16 protein-coding genes are annotated in these 17,676 nt (G+C 67.0%); 14 read left to right on the forward strand and 2 right to left on the reverse strand.

The window, feature by feature from the left end:
• The first annotated feature begins 3 nt into the window (after window positions 1-3).
• From BLS34_RS05950 to BLS34_RS06010, 13 genes are all read left to right on the forward strand, one after another.
• Window positions 4-198: a hypothetical protein gene (locus BLS34_RS05950; protein ID WP_028795578.1), complete on the forward strand. Its 195-nt coding sequence runs from the start codon at window positions 4-6 to the stop codon at window positions 196-198.
• A 194-nt stretch (window positions 199-392) separates the two neighbouring features.
• Window positions 393-1,466 carry a Fe(3+) ABC transporter substrate-binding protein gene (locus tag BLS34_RS05955; RefSeq protein WP_175474119.1) on the forward strand — a complete coding sequence of 358 codons (1,074 nt, stop codon included), beginning with the start codon at window positions 393-395 and terminating at the stop codon, window positions 1,464-1,466.
• A gap of 159 nt (window positions 1,467-1,625) precedes the next feature.
• Complete coding sequence (locus BLS34_RS05960) at window positions 1,626-2,507, forward strand: TauD/TfdA dioxygenase family protein (protein WP_093148904.1); 882 nt, start codon at window positions 1,626-1,628, stop codon at window positions 2,505-2,507.
• Between the two features lie 30 nt (window positions 2,508-2,537).
• Window positions 2,538-3,245, forward strand: coding sequence for a dimethylsulfonioproprionate lyase family protein (locus BLS34_RS05965; RefSeq protein ID WP_093148906.1), 708 nt, complete (start codon window positions 2,538-2,540; stop codon window positions 3,243-3,245).
• Between the two features lie 12 nt (window positions 3,246-3,257).
• Window positions 3,258-4,088 (forward strand): urease accessory protein UreD, encoded by an 831-nt coding sequence (locus BLS34_RS05970; protein WP_175474120.1) that lies wholly within the window; start codon window positions 3,258-3,260, stop codon window positions 4,086-4,088.
• Between the two features lie 84 nt (window positions 4,089-4,172).
• Window positions 4,173-4,475 (forward strand): urease subunit gamma, encoded by a 303-nt coding sequence (locus tag BLS34_RS05975; RefSeq protein ID WP_028795574.1) that lies wholly within the window; start codon window positions 4,173-4,175, stop codon window positions 4,473-4,475.
• Window positions 4,476-4,490: 15 nt separating this feature from the next.
• Window positions 4,491-6,536 carry an urease subunit alpha gene (ureC, locus tag BLS34_RS05980; RefSeq protein WP_093148910.1) on the forward strand — a complete coding sequence of 682 codons (2,046 nt, stop codon included), beginning with the start codon at window positions 4,491-4,493 and terminating at the stop codon, window positions 6,534-6,536.
• Window positions 6,537-6,861: 325 nt separating this feature from the next.
• A complete protein-coding gene (locus tag BLS34_RS05985; RefSeq protein ID WP_093148911.1) occupies window positions 6,862-7,401 on the forward strand; it encodes an urease accessory protein UreE in 540 nt (179 codons plus the stop codon).
• Window positions 7,337-8,101, forward strand: a complete 765-nt coding sequence (locus BLS34_RS05990) for an urease accessory protein UreF (RefSeq protein ID WP_093148913.1) — start codon at window positions 7,337-7,339, stop codon at window positions 8,099-8,101. The genes BLS34_RS05985 and BLS34_RS05990 overlap by 65 nt, the downstream gene beginning before the upstream one ends.
• Entirely contained in the window at window positions 8,098-8,742 is a 645-nt protein-coding gene (ureG, locus tag BLS34_RS05995) for an urease accessory protein UreG (RefSeq protein WP_093148915.1), read from the forward strand. The genes BLS34_RS05990 and ureG overlap by 4 nt, the downstream gene beginning before the upstream one ends.
• 183 nt (window positions 8,743-8,925) lie before the next feature.
• Window positions 8,926-10,605 carry a methyl-accepting chemotaxis protein gene (locus BLS34_RS06000; protein WP_093148916.1) on the forward strand — a complete coding sequence of 560 codons (1,680 nt, stop codon included), beginning with the start codon at window positions 8,926-8,928 and terminating at the stop codon, window positions 10,603-10,605.
• Window positions 10,606-10,771: 166 nt separating this feature from the next.
• Window positions 10,772-12,769, forward strand: a complete 1,998-nt coding sequence (locus BLS34_RS06005) for a methyl-accepting chemotaxis protein (protein ID WP_093148918.1) — start codon at window positions 10,772-10,774, stop codon at window positions 12,767-12,769.
• Window positions 12,770-12,978: 209 nt separating this feature from the next.
• Window positions 12,979-14,982, forward strand: a complete 2,004-nt coding sequence (locus BLS34_RS06010) for a HAMP domain-containing methyl-accepting chemotaxis protein (protein ID WP_093148921.1) — start codon at window positions 12,979-12,981, stop codon at window positions 14,980-14,982.
• Between the two features lie 93 nt (window positions 14,983-15,075).
• Here the strand turns inward: BLS34_RS06010 and BLS34_RS06015 are convergent, their stop codons facing one another.
• Complete coding sequence (locus BLS34_RS06015; protein ID WP_093148923.1) at window positions 15,076-16,113, reverse strand: asparaginase; 1,038 nt, start codon at window positions 16,111-16,113, stop codon at window positions 15,076-15,078.
• A gap of 79 nt (window positions 16,114-16,192) precedes the next feature.
• Window positions 16,193-16,912 carry an HAD-IA family hydrolase gene (locus BLS34_RS06020; protein ID WP_093148925.1) on the reverse strand — a complete coding sequence of 240 codons (720 nt, stop codon included), beginning with the start codon at window positions 16,910-16,912 and terminating at the stop codon, window positions 16,193-16,195.
• A 32-nt stretch (window positions 16,913-16,944) separates the two neighbouring features.
• Between BLS34_RS06020 and BLS34_RS06025 the strand changes: the two genes are divergently transcribed.
• Window positions 16,945-17,658, forward strand: coding sequence for a GntR family transcriptional regulator (locus BLS34_RS06025; RefSeq protein ID WP_093148926.1), 714 nt, complete (start codon window positions 16,945-16,947; stop codon window positions 17,656-17,658).
• Window positions 17,659-17,676 lie beyond the last annotated feature (18 nt).

Raw genomic sequence — 17,676 nt, forward strand, 5'->3', positions numbered from 1 at the left:
GCAATGTCGGAACGACGCGACGCTGAAATCGATGACGGTCCTGAAACCGATGAGGGCGGCCGCCGGCTGACCACGGTGTTCTATCTCGCCTTCGCCGTGATGCTGGCCGCTGCTCTGGCGGTTCTGCCCCTGGTTGCGGACACCTACCGGCTGTCGGGGCTCTGGATCACCTTCTGCGCCGCCATCGGCCTCGACTGATCGGCGCCGCATATAACCCTTAAAAATTCATGGAATTCTCACGGTTCCGTGAGGTTGTCTGCTGCGTTTCGTCGCTCTTGTTGACAGTGCAATTCATTCTCATTAGTGCTCCTGAAGGTGCCGGGTTCGGTACTGCAACCGGCTCAACGCGACGCTGCCCGGCGACGGGCGCGATGACTTCAGGGAGAGCGAGAATGACGAAACTGGGAGGAAGCCGGCGGTTCGGCGTGTCGGGACTGTTGGCGCGGATCGCGATGACCGCGGCGGTGGTGTCGGTCATGGGCGGGATCGCCGTCAAGGACGCGGCGGCGTCGGGCGAGCTCAATCTCTATTCCTCGCGGCACTACGACACCGACGAGCGGCTCTATTCGGATTTCGAGGAGAAGACCGGCATCACCCTGAACCGGATCGAGGGCGACGCCGACGAGCTGATTCAGCGCATCAAGAGCGAGGGCCGCAACAGCCCCGCCGACGTGCTGCTGACCGTCGATGCCGGCCGCATCTGGCGGGCCGAGCAGATGGGCATCTTCCAGCCGGTCAGCACCGAGTTCCTGGAGGCGCGCATCCCGTCCTACCTGCGCCATCCCGACGGCCTGTGGTACGGCTTCTCCCAGCGTGCGCGGATCATCTTCTACGACAAGGCGCGGGTCTCGCCGACGCAGATTCAGACCTATGACGACCTCGCCGATCCGGCGCTGAAGGGCATGGTCTGCACCCGGTCCAGCTCGAACATCTACATGCTGTCGCTGATGGCGGCGCAGATCGAGCACAAGGGCGAGCAGGCGGCCAAGGACTGGGCCGCCGGCGTCTACGAGAACCGCGCCCGTGACCCCCAGGGCGGCGACACCGACCAGCTTCGCGGCATCGCCTCGGGCGAGTGCGGCGTGGCCGTGGCCAACACCTATTACTTCGCTCGTGCGATGCGTAAAGAGGTCAAGGGGCTGGACGAAAACGAGGTCGCCAAGATCGGCTGGGTGTTCCCGAACCAGAGCACCACCGGCGCCCATGTGAACATCTCCGGTGCCGGCGTCGTCGCCACCGCGCCGAACAAGGAGAACGCCATCAAGTTCCTGGAGTACCTGGCATCCGACAATGCGCAGGCCTACTTCTCGGCCGGCAACGACGAGTACCCGGCGGTCCCCGGCGTGGAACTCAGCTCCTCCGTCGCGCGTCTCGGCCTGTTCCGTCAGGACACCATGAACCTTGCCAAGCTCGGCGAGAACCAGCCGCTGGCCCAGCGTCTCTATGACGAGGTCGGCTACAAGTAACCGTCCCTGCCTTCACGCGGTATCAGGCGCCGTCCCGGTTTCCGGGGCGGCGCTTTTCGTTTCGGCACCGCCGGTCGGAAAACAGCGGGCCTTGACCGTTCCTCGGTGCCGGGTGGACCATTCCAGCGCTTACAAAGAAGGCCGTCAAAGGAGGCTCCCATGGCTTTGTCGATCACTCCGCTGACGCCGGTCCTCGGCGCTGAGGTTACCGGCATCGACATCGGGACCCTGAGCGACGCCGATTTCGTCGCCATCGAGACCGCCTTCGAGGACAATTCGGTCCTGGTGATCCGCGGCCAGCACGGCATCGACGACGCCAAGCAGGCCGCCTTCTCGCGCCGCTTCGGCGATCTGGAGGCGACGATCTCCTCCAATCCCGGCGGCGAGGGGACGGCCATCGCCATCTTCTCCAACCTGGATGCCGATGGAAACCTGATCCCGCCGAAGGACAAGCGGATGATCTTCAACTCCGGCAACCAGATGTGGCACACGGACAGCTCCTACAAGCCGGTGCCGGCCAAGGCCTCCATGCTGTCCGGCCGCGTCGTGCCGCCGGAAGGCGGGGAGACCGAGTTCGCCTCGGGCCGGGCGGCCTGGGACGCGCTGACCGCGGCCGAGCAGAACGAGTACGAGCCGCTGATCGCCGTGCACGACTTCCTCTACAGCCGCGGCCTGATCGACAAGTCGCTGCTGACCGACAAGGACCGCAAGGAACTGCCGGCGGTGCGCCAGAAGCTGGTGCGCACCAACCCCGTGAACGGCCGCAAGGCGGTCTATGCCGGCGCCCATGCGAGCCACATCGAGGGCTGGCCGGAGGACAAGGGCCGCGCCCTGCTGCGCCGCCTGACCGAGATCGTGACCCGTCCGGAGCATTGCTATACCCACCGGTGGCAGGATGGCGATCTGGTCATGTGGGACAACCGGGCGGTGCTGCACCGCGGTCGGCCCTGGGACGAGAGCAAGTATCCCCGCGTCATGCACCGCACCACCGTCGCCGGCCTCGGACCGAGCGTCGAGGACGGCAAGCCGCTGGCGGCCTAGCGGGCGCGGCGGCCGGACCGGGCGCGGACCATGAGCCTCCCCGACGACCAAGGGGCGCAGTGGACGGAGGAGCGGCACAGCCCGCTCTCCAGCCTGCACGACTGGGTCTATCTCGCCCGCGAGTTCGACTATGCCTACCGCCGAGGCTCGGCCGGCGGCAGCGGCAAGGTCCGCTCCCACATGAAGCAGGTGCGCGACCGGCTGGCCAAGATCCTGGCCGGCAAGACCTCGGTGCGCTTCCCCGAGCCGGCGGCCAAGCCGGTAACGGCCCATCTGGGGCGGGCGCTGGACAACGGGCTGGACGGCTCCATGCGCTCCATGGTGCGGGCGATCGGCAATGTGCAGTCCCAGCTCGCCTGGGAATACGGCTACGAGCGGATGCCGCGCTACCTGATGGAGCGCTACGCCTATGCCGACATCATGGGGCCGAAGGGGCCGATCATCTCGCCGACCCTGACCCTCGGCCTGGTTCTCTTCGCGCCGCGCACGACCTATCCTGCCCACAGCCATTACGGCATCACGGAGAGCTACCTGTCGCTCTCGGGTCACTGGAGCGAGAATGACAACGGCGTCTATGCCCCGGGCTCGATCGTCCTCAACCTGCCCCAGCACATGCACGCGATCACCACGGCGGACCGCGAGCCGGTGCTGCTGGCCTATGCCTGGTGCGGCGATGCCGACACCCTGGCCGCTCCCGGCATGCGCTTCAGCCGCAAGCCCAAGACGCCCCAGGCCTGACCGGCGATGCCCGTGACCACCCGCGAGCAGGCGCTGCAGCGCTATGCCGGCGCGCTGGAGCTGGCGGTCGGGTCGGGCAGGCTCCTGCGCAGCCACTACACTCCGCCGATGCGCCTGTTCCGTCCCTATGTCGAGGGCGGCGAGCCGCGCACGGTCGTCGTCGCCAACGTGGCCGGCGGTGTGGTCGGCGGCGACCGGCTGAGCGTGTCCCTCGATGTCGGCGCCGACGAGGCGCTGCTGGCCACCACCCAGGCCGCCGAGAAGGTGTACCGCAGCGACGGCGCCGAGGCGGTGCTATCCAACGCCTACCGGGTCGGTGCCGGTGCCGTGCTGGAGATGCTGTCCTCCGGCACCATCCTGTTCGACGGCTCGCGGCTGCTGCGCACCACCGAGATCGACGTCGCCGCCGGCGGACGCTTCGCCTATGCCGAGACCGTGGTGCTCGGCCGCATCGCCCGGGGTGAGGTCTTCTCAAACGGGAGCCTGCGCGACCGCATCCGCCTGCGCCGCGACGGAAGGCTGGTCTGGGCCGACGATTTCGGCCTCGACGGGGATATCGCCGGGTCGATGGCGGCGGCCGCCGGGCTAGACGGGGCCAAGGCGCTGGCCATGCTGCTGCTGGTCGGCGACGGGGCCGGACAGGCGGTGGACATCGCCCGGGCACAGCCCCCGATCGACGGCCTGCGGATCGGCGCCACCGCGCTCGCCGGCGATTGCGTCGTGGTGCGGGTGCTGGCGCAGCAGCCGGCGGCCGCCCGTGCCGCGCTCGCCGCGATCTGGAGCGCCAGCCGGGCGGTCTGGCTCGGCCGGCCGGCGCGCATGCCGGTGATCTGGTCGGTCTAGCGGCGTTTTTGCAGGTGCGAAAAAGGATCGACGCCGGGCTTAACCGGCGGCAACCTATACGGTGCAGAGGAGCGGGAGGGTCTTATGCAACTCAGTCCACGCGAGAAGGACAAGCTGCTGATCGCCATGGCGGCAATGGTCGCGCGCCGGCGTCTGGAGCGCGGGGTGAAGCTCAATTACCCCGAGGCGATCGCCCTGATCACCGATTTCGTGGTCGAGGGCGCGCGCGACGGCCGCTCGGTCGCCGACCTGATGGCGGCGGGGGCGGAGGTCGTCTCCAAGGACCAGGTGATGGACGGCATCGCCGACATGCTGCACGAGGTGCAGGTGGAGGCGACCTTCCCCGACGGCACCAAGCTCGTCACCGTCCACGATCCCATCCGCTGAGCGAGGAGAGAGGCCATGATCCCGGGTGAACTCATCCCCGCCGAGGGCGAGATCGAACTCAATGCCGGCGCCGACCGGCTGACGGTCACCGTCGCCAATACCGGCGACCGTCCGGTCCAGGTCGGCTCCCACTACCATTTCGCCGAGACCAATCCGGGCCTGGACTTCGACCGTAAGGCGGCCCTGGGCCGGCGGCTCGACATTCCCGCCGGCACGGCCGTGCGCTTCGAGCCGGGCCAGACCCGCGAGGTCACCCTGGTGCCGTTCGGCGGTGCGCGCAGCGTGTTCGGCTTCAACGGCCAGGTCATGGGCGCGCTACCCGACACCGTGAAGGGCCAGGGCAACGTGCCGCCGCGCATGATGCCGCGCGCCGCCTATGCCGGCATGTTCGGCCCGACCAAGGGGGACAGGGTCCGCCTCGCCGATACCGACATCGTCATCGAGGTGGAGAAGGACTTCACCACCTATGGCGACGAGGTGAAGTTCGGCGGCGGCAAGGTGATCCGCGACGGCATGGGCCAGTCCCAGGCGACCCGGGCCGAAGGGGCGGTCGATCTGGTCATCACCAACGCCACGGTCCTCGACGTCACCGGGGTCTTCAAGGCGGATATCGGCGTGCGCGACGGCCGCATCGTCGCCATCGGCAAGGCGGGGAACCCGGACGTGCAGAGCGGCGTCGACATCGTCATCGGCCCCGGCACCGAGGCCATCGCCGGCGAGGGCAAGATCCTCACCGCCGGCGGGCTCGACGTGCATATCCACTTCATCTGCCCTCAGCAGGTCGACGAGGCGCTGTCGTCGGGCGTCACCACCATGATGGGCGGCGGCACCGGGCCCGCTACCGGCACCAACGCCACGACCTGTACGCCCGGCCCGTGGAACATCATGCGGATGATGCAGGCGGCCGACGCGCTGCCGATCAATCTCGGCTTCTTCGGCAAGGGCAACGCCGCGCTGCCCCAGGCGCTGGAGGAACAGATCCGGGCGGGCGCCTGCGGGCTGAAACTGCACGAGGACTGGGGCACGACACCCGCGGCGATCGACTGCTGCCTGTCGGTGGCCGACGCCATGGACATCCAGGTGATGATCCATACCGACACCCTGAACGAGTCCGGGTTCGTCGAGCATTCGGTGGCCGCGTTCAAGGGTCGCACCATCCACGCCTTCCACACCGAGGGTGCGGGCGGCGGCCACGCGCCGGACATCATCAAGGTCTGCGGCGAGGTCAATGTGCTGCCGTCCTCGACCAACCCGACCCGACCGTTCACGGTCAACACGGTGGACGAGCATCTCGACATGCTCATGGTCTGCCACCACCTCGACCCGCGCATTCCCGAGGACGTGGCCTTCGCCGAAAGCCGCATCCGCAAGGAGACCATCGCGGCGGAGGACATCCTGCACGACCTCGGCGCCTTCTCGATCATGGCGTCGGACAGCCAGGCCATGGGTCGGGTCGGTGAGGTGGTGATCCGCACCTGGCAGACCGCCGACAAGATGAAGAAGCAGTTCGGCCGGCTCGACGGCGAGACCGGCGACAACGACAACCTGCGCGCCCGCCGCTATGTCGCCAAGTACACGATCAACCCGGCGATCGCCCAGGGCGTGGCCCATGAGGTCGGCTCCATCGAGGTCGGCAAGCGGGCCGATCTGGTGCTGTGGAGCCCGGCCTTCTTCGGGGTGAAGCCGGACATGGTGCTTGTCGGCGGCCTGATCGCCAGCGCCCAGATGGGCGACCCGAACGCCTCCATCCCGACACCGCAGCCGGTGCATGCCCGGCCGATGTTCGGCGCCCTGGGCGGCGCCCGGACGGCCGGCTCGGTCACCTTCATCAGCCAGGCCGGGCTGGAGCGCGACATCCGCCACCAGTACGGCCTCGCCAAGCAGACGGTGGCGGTGGCCAACACCCGCGGCGGGATCTCCAAGCAGTCGATGCGGATGAACGACTACCTGCCGAAGATCACGGTGGATCCGGAGACCTACGAAGTCACCGCCGACGGCCGCCTGCTCACCTGCGAGCCGGCCGAGGTGGTGTCCATGGCGCAGCGGTATTTCCTGTTCTGAGGGGGGAGGACCCATCGATTCATCCACGCTCGTCATCGCGGACGACCCCGGATCCAATCCGGGGGCGGGCCGGGACCGTGATGCGGACGGATGCACTGGGTCCCGGCCGACCCCCCGGGTCATGCTCAGTGGTCGCCGGGATGACGATGAGATGAGAGAAGTGAAGCGGTATTGCGTCACCACTCCCCGGATTTATTCCGGGGCCCACGCTGGGTTCAGCATGGGCGTCGGACACACGAGCCCGAACGATCGGGCACGCCGACGGGTAGGCCCCGGCACAAGGCCGGGGAGTGGGAACAGAGTTTGAGGGAAGGAACTGCAACACATGACCCGCGCCGTTGAGCATGCCCGGGCCGGGCACTGGCCGGAGGGGGAGGCGAAGGCCGCCGTCACCCTGGATTTCGATGCCCGGTTCCGGCGCCGGATGATGCTGACCACCGATGGCGGCGAGGAGATCCTGCTCGACCTCGCCAAGCCGGTAGCCATGGCCGGCGGCGACGGGTTGAAGCTGGACGATGGTGGCTGGTTGAAAGTGGAGGCGGCCCCGGAAGAGTTGGTGGAAGTGCGCGCCCACTCGCCCCACGCCCTGCTGCGGCTGGCCTGGCACCTGGGCAACCGCCATCTGCCGTCCGAGATCCGCGCCGACGCCATCCTCATCCGTCCGGACCATGTGATCGAGGACATGCTGCAGGGCCTCGGCGCCGATATCGCCCGTGTCACTCAGCCGTTCCAGCCGGAAGGCGGCGCCTATGGCGATCCGGCCAGCCCCGGCGGTCACCACCATCACCACGATCACGATCATGATCACGGCCACGACCACGGGCACGATCACGGGCACGGCCATCACCACCACCATGGACACTGACCGGCCTCAGGCGGAGCGGGCGGCCGATGGGTTGCTGAAGCTCGCGGCCTGGACCTCGCCGTCCTTCCCGGTCGGCGCCTTCGCCTACAGCCATGGGCTGGAATGGGCGGTCGAGGCGGGGCTGGTGCGCGATGCCGAGACCCTGAGGGCCTGGGCTGCGCACCTGCTGGCCCAGGGCGCCCCCCGCCAGGATGCGGTGCTGCTCGCCCGGTCCTATCGCCGGCTGGACGACGAGGCCGCCCTGCTGGAGACGGCGGAACTGGCCGCCGCGCTGAAGGGCACAGCGGAACTGGCCCAGGAGACGGTGGTTCAGGGCGGCGCCTTCCTGCGCACGGTGCGCGCCGCCTGGCCCCAGCCGGCGCTGGACGCGCTGGCCACAAGGTTCGCACGCGACAAGCTCGAGCTCGCCCTGCCGGTGGCCGTCGGCCTCTGCGCCGCGGCCCACGGCATCGACCTGTCGGCCACCCTGCGGTTCTTCCTGCACGGCGCGGCGGCCAACACGGTGTCCGCCGCGATCCGCCTGTCGATGATCGGCCAGACCGACGGTCAGCGGGTCACGGCGGCGCTGGAACCGGTTATTCTCTCCACCGCGTCGCTGGCGGAAGCCGCCGAGCCCGACGCGCTCTGGTCGGCCGTCCCGATGGTCGACTGGTGTTCCATGCGACACGAAACCCAGCACACGAGGTTGTTCCGGTCATGAGCACGGCACTGGCAAATTCATCTCAGGGCGTCTCCCCCCACGGCCCCTTCCGCGTCGGCATCGGCGGGCCGGTCGGCTCCGGCAAGACCGCGCTCGTGGAGGTCCTGTGCAAGGCGATGCGCGACGTGAACGACCTGGTCGTCGTCACCAACGACATCTACACCGACGAGGACCGCCGCATCCTGGTCCGCGCCGAGGCGCTGGAGGAGGAGCGGATCATGGGGGTGGAGACGGGCGGCTGCCCGCACACCGCCATCCGCGAGGACGCCTCCATCAACCTCGCCGCCGTCGAGCGTATGGCCGGCCTGTTCCCCTCGGCCCAGATCTGCTTCATCGAGAGCGGCGGCGACAACCTGGCCGCCACCTTCAGCCCGGAGCTGGCCGACATCACCATCTACGTGATCGACGTGGCCGCCGGCGAGAAGATCCCGCGCAAGGGCGGTCCCGGCATCACCCGCTCCGACCTGCTGATCATCAACAAGATCGACCTGGCCCCGCTGGTCGGCGCCGACCTGTCGGTGATGGAGGCGGACAGCAAGAGGATGCGCGGCGACCGGCCGTTCCTGTTCACCAACCTGAAGGACGGCACCGGCGTACCGGAGATCGTCTCCTTCATCCGCCGCCACGGCGGGCTGATGTGACGCGGCGGTTCACGGAGCCAGAGACTCTGTTTGCGCGTGGTTAAACGAACATTAACAATCAACAGAACAGATTGGTTCTAAATTTAATTAGTTTTTACAGACAGTCGTGTAGATACCCGCGTCCACAGTGCATTCACTGGGGACTGCTCCGTAGTCACTATTATGCACGTTTATGAGGGTATCATGTTTCTATTCACTCGGCGCGCAGACAACGAGAACAAGCCGGAGATCGCGGAAGCGCTTAACCGTTCGCAGGCACTCATCGAGTTCGGTCTCGACGGCACGGTCAAGACCGCCAACGAAAACTTCTTGAAGCTCATGGGCTTCAGTCTCGATCAGGTCGTCGGTAAGAACCACAGCACCTTCGTGCCCAAACATGAAGGCGATTCTGCGGAGTATCGGGCGTTCTGGCAGGCGTTGCGCGGCGGTGAGACTCAGACCGGGGTGTTCCGTCGGGTGAAGCGCGATGGGTCGGACATCTGGCTGCAGGCAAGCTATATCCCCACCACGAACCGTGCCGGCGCCCTGACCGGAGTGATCAAGCTCGCGACCGATGTGACCGAACGGGTGCTGCGGGATGTCTTCTCCTCCGGCCAGACTGACGCCATCGGAAAATCGATGGCCGTGATCGAGTTCGAGCTCGACGGCACCATCGTCCGGGCGAACCAGAACTTCCTCGACACCTTGGGCTATTCGCTGTCGGAGATTCAGGGCAAGCACCACAGCATGTTCATCGATCCCGCGCAGGTGAAAAGCGAGGAGTACAAGCAGTTCTGGCCGTCACTCGCCGCCGGCAATTTCAAGCAGGGCGAGTTCAAGCGGATCGGCAAGGGCGGGCGCGAGGTCTGGATCCAGGCGACCTACAACCCCATCCGCGACCTCGACGGCAATCCGTTCAGGGTCGTCAAGTTCGCCACCGACGTGACCAAGCAGAAGCTCAAGGCCGCCGATGCCCAGGGCCAGATCGATGCGATCGGGGCGTCACAGGCGGTCATCGAGTTCGATCTCGACGGGATCATCCAGTCGGCGAACGCGCATTTCCTCGGTGCGATAGGCTACACGATCGACGAGATCCGGGGAAGGCATCACCGGATGTTCGTCGACAAGGGTTACCAGTCGAGCCCGGAATATGCGGAGTTCTGGGATGCGCTGCGCCGCGGCCAGTACCGCTCGGGTGAGTTCCGGCGCATCGGCAAGGGCGGACGCGAGGTCTGGATCCAGGCGTCCTACAACCCGATCTGCGACCTCAACGGCAAGCCGTTCAAGGTGGTCAAGTACGCTTCGGACGTGACCGATCAGGTGCTCGCCCGCAAGCGGGCCGAGCACGTCCAGCAGCTCATGGAAACGGTCGCCGCGGGTGCCGAGGAGTTGAATGCGTCGGTCAAGGAGATCGCGACCAGCATGGTCAAGTCGAAGGACACGACGGCTGGCGCCTTCGATCTGGTCGTCGCCGCCGACGGCTTCACGGTGGAACTGGAAGGGGCCACCAAGGCCATGGGCGGCATCGTCGAGGCGATCAACGACATCACCGGCCAGATCAGCCTTCTCGCGCTGAACGCGACGATCGAGTCGGCTCGGGCCGGCGAGGCGGGCAAGGGCTTCGCGGTGGTCGCCAACGAGGTCAAGAACCTGGCGAACCAGGCGAAGAACGCCACCGATCAGATTGGCGAGAATATCAGCCGCATGCAGCATGTTTCCAGCGAGGTGGTGAACTCTCTGGCCTCCATCCGCTCGGCGATGGATGAGGTCCAGGAATACGTGGCCTCCACGGCGGCCGCGGTCGAGGAGCAGAGCACCGTGGCCAATGACATGTCGGCAAACATGCAGCGCGCTTCACAAGAGGCGAGTGCCATGGGGCGCTGAGAACGACTGCTGAGGACCGGCCCGGTGTCGAGGTGGGCCGGTCCTCACTGGAAACGGTACCGATTAGTATCTGCTTTTCTTTAAAAAATTTCGTGGGGTTCAAGATTTATTAACAGCATCTCCCCGATAGACCACGTCTGATCTCTTCTAGCTCGGGGATGCTGACGTGAAGCACCTTTCAAACCTGAAAATCAGTGCCCGCCTGTTCAGCGGGTTCGGCATTGTCCTGGGGCTGATGGTGCTGCTCGCCGCCACAGTCAGCGTGAACCTGCTCGGCACCAGCCAGGACGTGGTCGACTATCGACGCACCGCGGTGAACACCAACCAGATCGGCCGCATCCAGGCCAACCTCCTCGCGACCCGTCTGGCCGTGAAGGACTTCGTGAAGACGGGGTCCGACAGCGCCATCGCCGCGGTGAGGGAGCGTCACGCCGCTTCTATGGCTCTGTTCACAGAAGCCGAGCAGTCAATCAAGAACTCTCAGCGCAAGGCGGCGCTGGCCGGTATGCACGCCCAGATGGAGCAGTACGGCCAGACCTTCGAGGAGGTCACCGCCCTGCAGGTGAAGCGCAACGAACTTGTCGCCATCCTGAATACCATCGGTCCGTCGGCCACAGCCTCGCTGGAGGCGACGGTCGACATCGTTTCCGGCAATGGCAAACCCGTGCAGATCGCCGCGTTGGTTATCGCCATGGAGGATCTGCTGGCGATGCGGCTCGAGGCCAACAAGTTCCTGCTTGATAACCGGCACCAGGATCTGGAGTCGGCGATCGCATTTAAGTTGGCCGGCAAGAAGAATGCCGAGATGCTCCGGGGCGTGGTGGACGATGCGGTCGTCGATACGCTGGTTCGCCAACTCACCGCGTATGAAAATACCTTGCGGAGCGTGGGAGAGGTCATCGAGCAGCGCAACACCCTGATCACCGGCACCCTGGATCGCATCGGCCCGCAGGTCGCCGAGGAGATCGAAACCATGAAGCTCGACTACAAGTCCGTGCAGGACACTTTGGGCCCGCAGATGCAGTCGGACACCGAGAATTCGGTGGTCGTGTCGATTGCTGTTGCGACGGTCGCGGTGATCGTCGGCGTGCTCGCCGCCCTGCTGATCACCCGGAGCATTGCCGGGCCGGTGGGAGGTCTTACAAGCGCCATGGGTCGCCTTTCCGACGGCGACGTGGCCACACAGATCCCGTCGACCGAACAAAAGGACGAAATCGGCCTGATGGCTCGGGCGGTGCAGGTCTTCAAGGACAACATGATCCGGGCGCAGGAACTCGAGGAGCAGGAGAAGATCCAGCAGGCCGAGAGAAACCGGCGGACCGAAGCCGTGGAGATGGCCGTCAACGACTTCCAGTCGCAGATCACCGAGCGCCTCGAGGCCCTGCGGGGCGTTTCCGACGAACTGGGCCAGTCGGCCGACACGCTGACCGGCGTGGCGAGCGAGACCAAGGAGCAGAGCACCGGTGCGGCAGCCGCTTCCGATCAGACCGCGGCGAACGTTCAGAGCGTGTCCGCGGCGGCGGAGGAGATGGACTCGTCCTTCGGTGAGATCGTCTCTCAGGTCAGCCGGGCCAGCACGTCGGTGGAGAACACCTCTGGCCGTGCCCGCCAGACCCTGATCTCGATCGAGGACCTGCAGGAGCAGTCCGAGGGCATCGCCCAGGTGATCGAGCTGATCACGGGGATCGCCGAGCAGACCAATCTGTTGGCCCTCAACGCCACGATCGAGGCGGCGCGGGCGGGCGATGCCGGCAAGGGCTTCGCCGTCGTGGCCTCGGAGGTCAAGTCGCTCGCGACTCAGACCGGTAAGGCGACGGAGGAGATCTCCGACAAGATCCGCCGGGTTCAGGAAGCCTGCGGAATCTCCGTTGGGGCGGTCCGCGCGATCGTGACCAGCATCGAGGAGGTCAACGAGATCTCCGCGGCCATCTCCGCTGCAGTCGAGCAGCAGAAGGCGGCGACCTCGGAGATCACCCGCAACATGCAGGAAGCGGCCAAGGGAACCGAGCAGCTTTCCTCGAACATCGCACGGGTGAACGAGGCCTCCGACCGGACGTCGTCGACCGTCGGCGGTGTGACCACTGCGGCCCGGCGGACCGAGGCCGAGGCGGTCGCCATGAAGGACGCGATCGACGGGTTCATCCAGCGGGTCAAGGCAGCCTGAGGACACGCCCCGGCGCCTCATCCAAACATCGCCCCCGGCAGTCACGCGATGACTGCCGGGGGCGCCGCTTTTGTGCGCTGCGAAATAAAGTGTCGAAATTTTCCGCCGAAAACGTGGAAAATATGACCCTTTATTTCTTCAGGAAAATTTAATTTTTCTATTACAACTTAGGGCAGCGGAGGAATCGAAGAACCATAAGGGTGCTTATAATGTCAGCCCATTCGTACCTGTCGAACTTCAGGATCGGCACTCGGCTCGCAGCGGGTTTCGGCATTATCATCGTGCTGTTGCTCGTCCTGGCCGCCCAGGCCGGCTACAGCCTCTGGCAGTCCCGCGAGGGCGTCACCGGCTATCGCGCCATTGCCACGAACACCAATCTGATCGCCCGGATACAGGCGACCATTCTGACCAGCCAGATCAGCGCGAAGGCCTTCGAAAGCAGCGGCTCGGCGAGTGCCGCCGCCCTGGTCGAGATGCGCCTTGCCGATGTCCAGACCCTGCTCGACGAAGCCAAGTCCTCGATCACCGACGAGGAGCAGGCAGCTCTCCTGAACCAGATTCAGGAGAACATCACCATCTATGGACAGACCTTCGCCCAGGTCTCCGCGCTGCATGACGAGCGCAAGAAGATCGTGGCGACCCTGGACGAGACCGGCGAGCGGTTCACGTCCCTGATCAAGGAGATGGTGGAGGACGCCAAGGGGTGGGACGACGTCGCCGCGATGGGCGACCTGGCCTATGCGCTGGAGGGCGCGCTCGAGGTTCGCTTCGCCTCCCAGCGCTATCTGGTGACCAACGACCCCGAAGCGATCGGCTATGTGCGCAAATTTCTCGGCAATGCGCTGGAGATCGTCACCGAACTGGTCGATGCCGGCGATTTCCGGGCCATCACCGTCCAGGAGGACCTGACCTCCTTCGGCGAGACCTTCGACGCCATCGTCCAGATGACCGTCAAGCGCAATCAGATCATTGCCGACCAGCTGAACGTGCTGGGCGATCAGACGGCCGAACTGATCGACGAGATGGAGACCAAATACCTGGACCTGCAGAACGACCTGGGGTCCGACATGCAGTCCAGTGCCGAGATTTCACTGATCATCGACGGCGCGGTCGCCCTGGCGGCGCTGGTGATCGGCATTCTGTCGGCCATTCTGATGGCCCGCAGCATCACCGGCCCGGTCGGCTCGCTGACCGAGAGCATGGGGCATCTGGCCGAGGGTGATCTGAATACCGAGATCCCGTCGACGGAGGCACAGGACGAGATCGGCCGGATGGCCAGGGCGGTGCAGGTGTTCAAGGACAACATGATCCGCACCAAGGAGCTGGAGACCGAACAGGCCAAGCTCGACGCGCGGCGCCAGGAACGGGCCTCGGCGCTGGAGGAGGCGATCTCCGAGTTCCAGACCAGCATCGGCGAGCGGCTGGAGAAGCTGCGCGGCGTGTCGGAGGAACTCGGCGGCTCGGCGGAGACCCTGCGGACCGTCGCCGGGGAGACCAAGGACCGCAGTTCCGAGGTCGCGTCGATCTCGGAGCAGACGTCCGCCAACGTGCAGAGCGTGTCGGCGGCGGCGGAGGAGATGGACTCCTCCTTCGGCGAGATCGTCGGCCAGGTGACCCGGTCCAGCGACACGGTCCGCAACACCTCCGACAAGGCCCGGGTGACCCTGTCCTCCATGGAGGATCTGGCCACCCAGTCCGAGGCGATCGCCCAGGTGGTCGAGCTGATCACCAGCATCTCCGAGCAGACCAACCTGCTGGCCCTCAACGCCACGATCGAGGCGGCCCGGGCCGGGGACGCGGGCAAGGGCTTCGCCGTGGTCGCCTCTGAAGTGAAGAGCCTGGCCACGCAGACCGGCAAGGCGACCGAGGAGATCGCCGACAAGATCCGCCGCGTCCAGGAAGCCTGCGGCACCTCGGTCGATGCGGTCCGCGAGATCGTCTCCAGCATCGAGCAGGTGGACGAGATCTCCGCGGCGATCTCCGCCGCCGTCGAGGAGCAGAAGGCGGCCACGGCCGAGATCACCAGGAACATGCAGGAAGCCGCCCGCGGGACCGAGCAGCTCTCGGCCAATATCGGCGGGGTGAACGAGGCCACGGACCGCACGGTGGCGACGGTGGGCAACGTCACCGACGCGGCCGGCCGCACCACGGTCGTTTCCGGCGAGCTGCGCGATGTGGTCGACCGCTTCGTCGGGCGGGTTCAGGCCGCCTGACGGGTACAGTTGCGGTGGGGGACGGGCGGCGCTCCGGGCAACCGGGGCGCCGCTCTCTTTTTGGCCCGGCCGCAGCCGGTCAGCGGGGATGAATCAGTTCGTCGCGGCCCAGACCCGGTCCATGGCGCCTTGGTCGAGCCCGCCCATCAGCATCGCCGTCAGCAGCAGCCGGGCCTTCAGCGGCGGAAGGCGGCCCGCCGAGCGCACGCCCCGGCGCAGCAGGTCCATTTCCGAGCCCTCGCGCTCATAGGTCTTGGCCAGCAGGTAGCCGGCCTGCATGCGCCCGGCCATGACCACCGGCAGATGCGGGATCAGGGCGTCCAGATGCGCGGTCACCCAGGACGGCGTGTGGCCGCCGCCCATGGCGCCCAGCACGATGCCGGAATAGCCGAAGCGGTCCGGATCGGCCGCCATCGCCGCCAGCAGCGCCCCGGTCTCGCCCATCGCCATGGTCAGCAGCGCGACCGCGGGCAGCGGCGGCGCAACGGAGGTCAGCGTCAGATCGCCGAGGGCCGCGTCCAGGGCGGTCTTGTGGTCCCGCACCGGGCGGCCGGTCAGCCGCACCCTGTCCTCCACCACCACGCCCAGCGGGCCAGCCTCTGGACTGGCGAAGGCGTCGATCCGGCTGGTGTTGGTCTTGGCCACATCGACGGCGGCGTGGATGCTGTCCAGCATCACCACCATCACCCCCAGCTCCCGCGCGCCGTTCCGCACGGCCGGGTCGGTGACCACCTGCATGGCGGCGTAGACGTTGCCCGGCCCGTCATGGGAGATCGACAGCGGGTTGCGCATCGCCCCGGTGACGACCACCGGCACGTCGACCCGCAGCGCCAGGTCCAGCAGGAAGGCGGATTCCTCCATGGTATCGGTGCCCTGGGTGACGATGGCGCCGTCGATGCCGTCCGCCACCGCCGCCTCGATGGCGCGGGCGACCTCCAGCACGTTGTCGACGGACAGGTCCGAGCTGCCGATGGTGCTGACGGTGCGCGCCTCGATCTCGGCCAGCGCGTCGATGCCGGGCGCGGCGGCGACAAGCTGCTCCGCCGTCAGGCCCGGGCGCACGCCCGCCTCGCCCTTGACCATCGAGATTGTCCCGCCGAGCGCGAATACCGCGATCCGAGGCTTCGCCATGTCGTCCCTCCGTGTTGTTTGGCGGGAAGATGCGCGGTCGCCCCTGGGTTGTCGAGACGGGAAGAGACCGGCGCGCCGGTCAGTCGACGAACGCCTGCACGAACGCCGCCATGGTCGGATAGGTCGCGTCGGGCACCGCCAGCTCGGCGCCGAAGCCGGTATGGCCGAGCGCCTTGCCGCTGCGGTCGATATGGACGACGGGCTGGCCGAGCAGGTTGCAGGGCCGCACATCGGCGCGCCGGCTCTGGGCCACGTGCAGAACCCGATGCGGCGGGATTCCGCGCGCGGCGAGGTCGGTGAGCGACAGCACGAAATGTCGCAGCGACGGTTTGTAGGCGCCGGCGCGCTCGGCCGTGACGAGGATCTCGAACGGCTCGTCCAGCCGCGCCCGGGACAGCGCGAAGGACGCGTCGTCCATGTTGGTCAGCGCGCCCAGCATGAACCGCTCCTTCAGCCGCGCCAGGGCGGCGACGCTGTCGTCATAGGCCGGCCATTCGCCGACCGACGCCCCAAAGGCTTGCTGCTCGCCCGGGTCCACTCGGACACCCCATTCACCGGCCACATAGGCAATGGCGAGCTCCAGGATGCGCGGATAGGGCCGGGCGGGGGACAGCATCTGGTAATGCGCCCGGGCGCGGTCGAAGGCGTCGATCAGCTCGGCGTCGGTGGGCGTGGCGCCTTGGCCGTCCGCCCCCTGGCTATCCACACACGCCCGCAGCCGGGCCAGAATGGACGGCTCCCAGTCGATCAGGGTGCCATAGACGTCGAAGGTGATCGCGTCGAAATCATCCGGTCGCATTTTGCTTCTCCAAATTATCGATAATCGATAAAATGATCCATAGACAGACCGACGTCAACAATCAGGATGGGATCGTGACCCTCGACCCGACGCCCCTGCCGAGCCGGCGCTCCATGCCGGCGGAGATCGCCGCCCTGCTGCGCGAGGAGATCCTGGACGGGGTCCTAGCGCCGGACGCGCGGCTGCCCCAGGAGCATCTGGCCCGGCGCTTCGGCACCAGCCAGGCGCCGATCCGCGAGGCCTTGCGCCGGCTGGAGGCCGAAGGGCTGGCCGTGTCGGTGGCGAACCGGGGTGTGCGGGTCGCCGGCCTGTCGGCGGCGGAGGCGGAGGAAATCGGTGCCCTGCGCCTCGCCCTGGAGCCGGGGCTGGCCGAGCGGGCCGCCGGGCGCGCGGCGCTGGTGGACGTGGCGGCGGCCCGGGCGGCGATCGGGGCGATGGAGCGGGCATCGACACCGGCGGCGCTAATGACGGCCAACGCCGCCTTCCACGACGCGCTTTACGCCGCCGCCGACCGGCCGATCACCCTGGAGCTGGTGACGGGCCTGCGGGCGCGCTACGAGCGCTATCTGCGGCTGATGTGGCGCATGACCGGCCATGCGGCGCTGTCGAACGACGAGCACGGGGAGATCCTGGCTCTGGTGCTGGCCGGGGACGGGGTAGGGGTTCACCGGGTGATGGAGCGCCATATCGCGGGCTCGACGGCGGAGATCCTGAAGGCGCTTGGGGCGGGTGGTTGGAAGGGTTGATGCTCCCTGCCCCTCCGC

Source organism: Thalassobaculum litoreum DSM 18839, assembly GCF_900102465.1.
GTDB lineage: Bacteria > Pseudomonadota > Alphaproteobacteria > Thalassobaculales > Thalassobaculaceae > Thalassobaculum > Thalassobaculum litoreum.